General features: G+C 56.4%; 7 protein-coding genes and 2 pseudogenes. 3 read left to right on the top strand and 6 right to left on the bottom strand.

Going from position 1 to position 7206, the window contains the following annotated elements:
* Positions 1-960: 960 nt before the first annotated feature.
* A pseudogene (locus tag NKI54_RS33370) lies at positions 961-1563 on the bottom strand (protein-L-isoaspartate(D-aspartate) O-methyltransferase); the annotation flags it as partial.
* Positions 1564-1655: 92 nt separating this feature from the next.
* Here NKI54_RS33370 and NKI54_RS33365 point away from each other — a divergent pair.
* Positions 1656-1856 carry a hypothetical protein gene (locus tag NKI54_RS33365; protein WP_352453889.1) on the top strand — a complete coding sequence of 67 codons (201 nt, stop codon included), beginning with the start codon at positions 1656-1658 and terminating at the stop codon, positions 1854-1856.
* A 31-nt stretch (positions 1857-1887) separates the two neighbouring features.
* Positions 1888-2064 (top strand): RNA-binding protein, encoded by a 177-nt coding sequence (locus NKI54_RS33360; RefSeq protein WP_352693959.1) that lies wholly within the window; start codon positions 1888-1890, stop codon positions 2062-2064.
* Here NKI54_RS33360 and NKI54_RS33355 read toward each other — a convergent pair.
* Positions 2061-2186, bottom strand: a complete 126-nt coding sequence (locus tag NKI54_RS33355; protein WP_352693957.1) for a hypothetical protein — start codon at positions 2184-2186, stop codon at positions 2061-2063. The genes NKI54_RS33360 and NKI54_RS33355 overlap by 4 nt on opposite strands.
* A gap of 1036 nt (positions 2187-3222) precedes the next feature.
* Here NKI54_RS33355 and NKI54_RS33350 point away from each other — a divergent pair.
* On the top strand, positions 3223-3474 hold the full coding sequence (locus tag NKI54_RS33350; protein WP_352693955.1) for a DUF982 domain-containing protein: 252 nt from the start codon (positions 3223-3225) through the stop codon (positions 3472-3474).
* Positions 3475-3721: 247 nt separating this feature from the next.
* Here the strand turns inward: NKI54_RS33350 and NKI54_RS33345 are convergent, their stop codons facing one another.
* The 4 genes and pseudogenes from NKI54_RS33345 to NKI54_RS33330 form a co-directional block, all read right to left on the bottom strand.
* The gene (locus tag NKI54_RS33345) at positions 3722-3898 is read right to left on the bottom strand and encodes a KTSC domain-containing protein (RefSeq protein WP_352693954.1); all 177 of its coding nucleotides are present in this window, start codon (positions 3896-3898) and stop codon (positions 3722-3724) included.
* Between the two features lie 306 nt (positions 3899-4204).
* A pseudogene (locus NKI54_RS33340) lies at positions 4205-4680 on the bottom strand (helix-turn-helix transcriptional regulator); the annotation flags it as partial.
* Positions 4681-4803: 123 nt separating this feature from the next.
* Entirely contained in the window at positions 4804-5436 is a 633-nt protein-coding gene (locus NKI54_RS33335; protein ID WP_352693952.1) for a hypothetical protein, read from the bottom strand.
* 797 nt (positions 5437-6233) lie between these two features.
* A complete protein-coding gene (locus tag NKI54_RS33330) occupies positions 6234-6374 on the bottom strand; it encodes a hypothetical protein (protein ID WP_352693950.1) in 141 nt (46 codons plus the stop codon).
* Between the last annotated feature and the right edge of the window lie 832 nt (positions 6375-7206).

Below are 7206 nucleotides of genomic sequence, written 5' to 3'. Positions count from 1 at the left end.
GAGCACTAAAGAGCGCAGCCGGTTTATTGAAACAATGCCGCTCGCCGGCTTTCCGGCTTGCGCCAAGCCCGAGGCGCTGGCGAAACTCGCCAAACCTGTGCGACTGTCGGAATGCGAGGCGGGGGAGGCGAAGCCTCTCGGGCAGCCATAGAACACCCCTGTGCAAGAAAGGCGAGGGCCGCTGCTCGCCAGCGCGCGAGCGGCGCGCGTTGCCAGGAACGACCGCTGTGCATCGAAAGCGACAGTTCACTGGCCAAACGATGAATGGCGGCAAGTGGCGCGTTGTGCCGGTTCGGGACCGGGTGGACCTGGGACAGGATCGTCGCTCAACCTTGGGTCTGTTCGCGTCGAAACCATTGTCGAAGTTACCCGGCCCGATGGCGGAGTGTTGCGGATTGCGCTCAAAAACGGTCCAGGCTGTGCGTCGTCAGGATGGTAGCCGAACCAGCGTAACAGCCGATCACGGATCCCTTCCTTCGACCTTTAGAGACTGACCAGTCAGCTGCCACCAAGCGAGAATGACGATCGCTCTCACTGCTGCGGCGCTGGTATCGGTGTGCCGCCAAACCAACCAGCCGCATACGCAATCACGACCAATACCACGATCACGGCCACCACGCCGTACCAGATGCGCCTGTCCTTGAGATCCATCGTTACCTCCTGCCCGCCACGTGTTGGCCACTGGGCGAATTCCTTGAGCCTTTGGCCGTCATTTCCCAGATCAGCGACCCATTTGCCCTCTGGTAGGCACACAGTAGGCTGGATAAGGGTCTTTGAGAAGCGCACAATACGACCGCGCCGGCATGATCGCCAGCGGCTGCGACCGGTGGCTGCAGGCGTGCTCCACGAGTAGCGGGCATGGACGTCAAAAGATCGGCGATGCCATTCAGCGCCCGTGTGGTCGATGCGGCGCGCGTTATCCTGATCTTCCAGCACGGCTCCGCGCAGCCGCACCCCTCATTAGACCGTTTCGAGCCGGCTGAACCGAACCGGGATGAGTTTCCGAGTCCCGAGCTGCCCTGCCGCATCCTTGTCGATGATAGTCAGAAACTGTGCTTCTTCAGATCCCAAAGGCAGAACCAGGCGTCCCCCCGGTTTGAGTTGCTTCAGAAAACCCGGCGGTGTCTGCTCAGCCGCCGCCGTGACCAGGATCTTGTCGAATGGGGCGTGCTCGTGCCAGCCGCGCGACCCGTCTCCGACACGAATGCCGACATTGGATAAGCCGAGGCCCTGCAGGAGAGCCTCGGCATGGCTTGCGAATTCCTCGATGATTTCGACGCTCCAAACTTGCCCGGCGAGCTCCGCGAGAATTGCGGTTTGGTAGCCCAGGCCGGTGCCGATCTCGAGTACCGCCTCGTGCGGTTGCGGTGCAAGGAAATCGGTCATGAGAGCGACGATGAAGGACTGCGAGACGGTTTTATCAAAGCCGATCGGCAGCGGCATGTCCTGGTAGGCATAAGGGGCGACCCGGGCTGGAACGAAGAGATGCCGCGGCACCCGCCGCATCGCTGCCATCACCCGCTCATCGAGCGTCGCCTTGCCGAGTTCTTCGCTTGCAAGATCGGGTAGTGGGTCAGTTTGAAATTTGACGCCGCGCTTGTCGCGGTTCGGGCAGAACTCCTATATGCTTAGCGAAACGCATGGGAAGCAGGACGGTGAGTTATTCCATAAAACTTGGCAAGGAGCCGAACGTCCTAGTGATCAACGACTTGTCCAGCAGGCAGGTCGTAAGCCAAGCGCGCGAACTCAAAGCGGGGAATATCAAATTCAGCATTTACGCCAGCGACGGCACTTTGACCGAACTGTATGATCTTGAGCGTGCCGTGGAGGGGGATGACGTTGCCAACCGGACCTAAAGTCCCCAAGCGCCCGCGCGACCCAAACCAATTGGCGAAGTCGATTGTCGATCTGGCGACAGGCGAGACTGAGGACAAGAAGCCACTCGCCAGTGCCCGCAAGGGCGGGCTTATCGGTGGCAAGGCCCGCCTCAAAGCACTCACGCCAGAACAGCGCTCTGAGATTGCCAGAACGGCAGCTGCGGCGCGCTGGAAGAAATCTAGCTAAGCCGCTTTCTCTTCATCGATACCGGCAGCGATCATCATCTCTTCAACGTCATCGTTAAAATCCAAGACAAGTTGGATTCGCTCTTCGCCGGGATGAGCGTCGCTGTAGTGATCAGCATCCATGCGAAGCTGCCAACAGTCGCCAACGATTTGCTTTCTGCGCTGGCCTACAGCCTTTTCGACATGACTTGACGCGGGCCGATCGGAGGACACCGATCTTCGGCAGACGATGGAGGGCACCACCTGCCGCAAGCATCAACTATTAGAAATCGCTGATGCAGTCGAGCCGGTGGAGATTGTCGGGAACTATCCGCTCATCGTGGATTATGATCGTGTGTGGTCGTGGATGTAGCCGCACATTCCAAGGGTGTCCTGTAAGCCCGCTGTCGAACCGGCAGCGGGCTTTCCTATGGGCGCTTGCCCCTTGGCGCCGGCCCTGCATGGTCTTGGACGCGCTTATATACTCCGCGCAACAAGATAGGCGATCCGATACGCCATGAGTAGCAAAAGAACGAGGATCGTAAATTCGAGAACTGTGCGTGAGGGATAAATTTTCAACGCTCCGACTTTATCCGACGATACTGCAACGTAGTGTCGCTTGGCAGTTAATGATGAGAATTCGGTCGCTTCGGTTAGGTTTGGCAATTAATTGCGAGAATGGGGCAGCCCGGACTCTCAATTTAACTGCAATCGCATCAGCGTCAAGATCATGAATTCTTTGAATATTCATACCCTGTCTTCGGGAAATTCGACCCCGTTACGTTGCGACGCTGCTTCTCACATTAAATGCGAATGGCCCGGTATGATTATCAAATTAAGTGCACGTTTTCAAATTAAGTGCACAGCTAACCAACTGAAATGATTGACATGCGATTCTCATAATTAACTGCAAAGGGACATCCCCAGAAATGAGTATTGACTTCGGTCTCCGATATCAGCGCCGGCAACTGACCAAGGCATAGCGGGCTCGTAACGATAAGGACGGTTCTCGCCATTTGAGGACCGCAACGCGTTGGCGAGTCTAGTCTGAGCGATCAAGCCTGCGCTCTGGACGAGGTCCCATCCTCACAGAATGTTCGCCCACCGGGACAAACGTGACGCAACGGAACGGATGGTTCACCCGTAAGGTCTTGGGGAGATTGCGAAAGGAGACCAGCATATGACCTGCGAACGAGACGTCGGCACGTTCGAAGAGCCCGTGACCGTTTTGCTGTCCTCCGGCAAAGTCAGTGTTTCGAGCACCCGCGAAGCCGCCGAAATGCTGCTTTGCCGCTGGCCCATTGGAGAAACCGGGCGCCGCATCCAGGCTCGCATGGCGTGCATGAAAGTGCTCGGCGGCGGCAGCGCACCGGAGATAGCGCGCGTGGCATTTCTCAGCGCCGCCAAGGAAGCGAAAATCCTGAACGCTTGACATCTCGTCAATGCGTGCCCCACCACTGTCCATCGTGCATCACTCTTGCAGCGGACCGCAAAAAAGTCCCGCCGCATTGCCAGAACGGCGGGACCGATCAAACGCTTTGCACCAGGCGGGGGGATGCGGGGGGGTTTGGGCTTGCCAAGTGAGCGCGGACCGTAACCAACCCTAAGCGCAACGGTGGCAACGCGTCCACCAACCGCCGGTTGGAGCGACAGGACGATTGAGCCGCCGGCAGGTCAGGTCATCCCGGGTCGCTATCGCTCGCAACCAGACGGTAGCGGAAATTGTTGCGGATGTGGTCGTTGAAATAGCGGCCCTTGGCGAACGCGGCCCGGAACGCGGCAAAGGTTTCCGGCGGTCTCGCGCCATCGCGGATCTCTTCGCCTGAGCGATTTTTCGGGCTCTGTTGGGACGCCAACTGCGCGTTTCGGCTCTCCCAACGTCCCTTAGCGGCAATTGCGGTGCAAATATTGGGAGGCGCCCTCCCGTGCGAATTCGTCACCAGCGAGTCCGCTTTCGGCAAACGGACGGGTGTGTGGCAATGGCTGAGATCAGGCGCGAAGCTGCCACAAGAATAACAGTTACTGAGGCCACAAATGTTCACGCTTCGTGCTTAGAAAATCGCAAAAAGGCGAACTGAAACCGGGTGCCAATCTAATCTTCGGCTGAGGTGATAAGCGAAGGCTGGAGAATGAGCGACAAGCCGCGCCGCGCGTCCGGCGCGTTAGGCTTCCGGAGATGGCTCTTGGAAATAGTTTCCAGGAGAGGCACCGAAGGCCGCGCGAAACACCGCGATGAAGGCGCTCGGGCCAGAGTAGCCGAGCGAGAAGGCGATGTCGCGACGCTTCGGCCGGCGGCGAGCCACTCCACCGCTTTGAGGAGTTTCGCCTGCTGCCGCCAGGCGCGAAAACTCATGCTAGTCTCCGACTGGAAGTGACGCTGGAGGCTGCGCGGCGACATGGCGGCGCATGACGCAATCTCATCGAGCGGCCAGTCTGCACCCGGGTCGTTCCGGATGTATTCGGCGAGGGCCCGGAGGCGTTCGGATATCGGCGAGGGAAGAGACAACGGCGCGACCGGACTCGCCCGAAGCTGGTCGAGAATGACTGCGACCAGTCGTTCGGCGCGGGCGCTGCCGGCCTCCGCACGGGGTACTTCGAGAAATGCCAGGATGAGTTCGCGCAGAAGCGGCGTCGTGGCCGCTGAAATTGCTGGCGGCATTTGAGACTGTCCATAGGCAGGCACTATGGGGTGACGGCGGTGTCCGAACCAACCGTTGGGCAGTGACACAGTTGTAGCCTTGGACCGAGTCGGTCGATGCAGTTATCGCGCACAGCCGATAATTTTTGGCAAGAATACTTTCATGAACTCATAGATATTTCCTTTCCCAAGGTCCACTTCATTTGTTTCCAAGAAATCAAGAAATTCCTCAGAAAGCTTTTGCCGCCCACCAAAAGCTTTATCGAAAATCTCGACAAGAGCGAAGTCGCCAAATACGAAGGTGAAGTCGCAGTCCAAATCGGCGCAAATTGCAAGGCGGCCATCCGCTCGCATCATCCCGCATGGCCGCATACCTAGCTCACTAGCATAGGCGTATAGCCAATCTCGGCGTTCTGGACTGTATGGCGCCCAAAAAACCGGCTCCGGACTACGCTCGGCCAAAGGTTCCACCCAGAGATAACACCCTCCAACGAAATGCTCGCGAAAAAAGGCATCGAACATCTCTTCCGTCCATGTGCCATTGGTTGGCCCTTGAATCCCCAAGCACCCTTCAAGCAACCGAGCTTCGATATTTGCCTTGGGAGCATAAACCTTCCGATCGGGAACAATATCATCGCCCATGTCCACGAGCTCGATTTTCCGGAGCAACAAGCTGCGCGCGGCCTCTCTTTCTCGGGCGGATAGAGGCCGCATTCCATCTAAGATTTCTTTGAGTTGAAAACGAGCGCTAGTCATTTGATGCATCCCGTTCCAGAAGTCGAGCTACGAAATCTGACCTATGGCGTTTGCGTAGTGGTTTGGCTGCTGGAAGAGTCGGAGCCATTGGTTTCAGTGCCATCATTGGTCTCGTCACTGTTTGAGCTTTCCTCGCCTTGCGTCTGGTCCGGCTGAACATCGAATTTCTGGTTCTTTTTCCTGTCATCCGGATGTTGCAATTCTATTCCAGGGGCGAGCCATGCGATCTCCTACACGCAACGACAGCCGTGCGAACATAGCAAAGTGCACAGTCACAGTAATCGACGTCGTTGCGTCAGGTGGCGCGGCGGAACGACAATGCGAGCAATGCGGGGAAGGCGAGCTATGCAGTCAACCCGCACAAGGACGGTCGGGCGAACATAGCAAAAAGTGCACTGTGCCGTAATTCCTGCGTAATTCCTGGTGCAAATTCAACGGATCACGCGTTCGTCATCTCTATTTGCTCGGGCAACAAGGAAAACCTTTATAGCAATGTATATTATTCTTGGAACATTTAGTTTGCCAGCATAGGCCACCTGTACTTATAATTATAATAATGACCTTCAGCGAAGAGACTCCCTTTATTCATCCCTTTTTCAAAATTTACTCTAGCCTCTTCAATCTTCCCTTCTGATACCAGCTGAAACCCATACAGGTAGTAAATGGCGGCCAAAGTCCATTCATTTTTTTCGGCGAACAGCGCGTGCACGCGCGGGTCGCGCGCTCGCACGAGTATCTTCATCCACAAAAAAAGAGGCCTCTCGCCCTTCTTTTCGGACGCCTTGCGGAGCCAATACTCACTGGCCTAGATCTTTGGATAGACATTTGCCGTTTGCAAAGTCCGTACCAACAGCGAGCTGGGCATCTGGGTCGCCACTTTCCGCCTTTGGCAAAAAGTAAGCTTTCCATTTTTCTCTTTCCTCGGCAACCTCATCCATTTTTCCTCTCTTTCCGCCTTCCGATTCAGCCACGTTCAATTGGACATGCATGAGTGCGAGGAAATGGGGCGGAGTCTATCCCATTGTACGAAAGTCGGTTCTCGGAGCCATTTTCGGTTAAAGTCAGAGTGCTCTAAGAACCGACTTCAACGCCGGCGACCTGGCCTTCGGCTGGGCGGGGTGTTGGGGGGGTGCCAACCTTATCGGGCGGAGCTGAAAGACCTGGCCTATTTGATGGGTTCTGATTGGCGGGTTGTTCGATTTGTGTTGGAGCATCGGTTGTCTCAGGGGCCGGAGGCGGATTTCCCAGCAGTGATTGAACAAAAGCAAATACTGCCTTAGCGGCTTCCCAGCTTTTCTTGGGATCTTTTACTGTTTCTTGGGCGACCTTTTTAGTGCTCCTGCTGCAACCTCTACCGGCTTATCTTCGGATTTCTTTGAAGAATTAGAGGTTGGTTTTGTCGAATTAGATGGATTGGAATTATCTGATTCTTTTTTCTTCTCTTTGGCAGCTGGACTCTCCAATCCGTTTGGCGCATTCTTAACACTATCGTCAGCTTTAGATTTTTCAGCACTCTGCGCGCCCCCGCCCTCTCCTGAGTCTGCACCTAACGGATCCTTGCCCGCGTTTGGATTGATTCGTCATCGCCACCGACCGCGCATTTGCGAAGCGCGTCGGAGGCGCCACGCCGGGTCAGCCTACCGCCGCAGGTGTCTCGCCTGGTCGCCTTAGACGAGGCTGGATTCACCGTCCGCGACAGCCGAAATCAGATACTCGTGGCTTAAGGACGCCGCCGGTACTTGGCGTCAGTCAAATCGAGCCCAGCCTGGC

Source organism: Mesorhizobium sp. M0663 (assembly GCF_040320585.1).
GTDB lineage: Bacteria > Pseudomonadota > Alphaproteobacteria > Rhizobiales > Rhizobiaceae > Mesorhizobium.
Note: the sequence above shows the minus strand (reverse complement) of the source record. Positions and strands in the feature narration are given on the sequence as shown.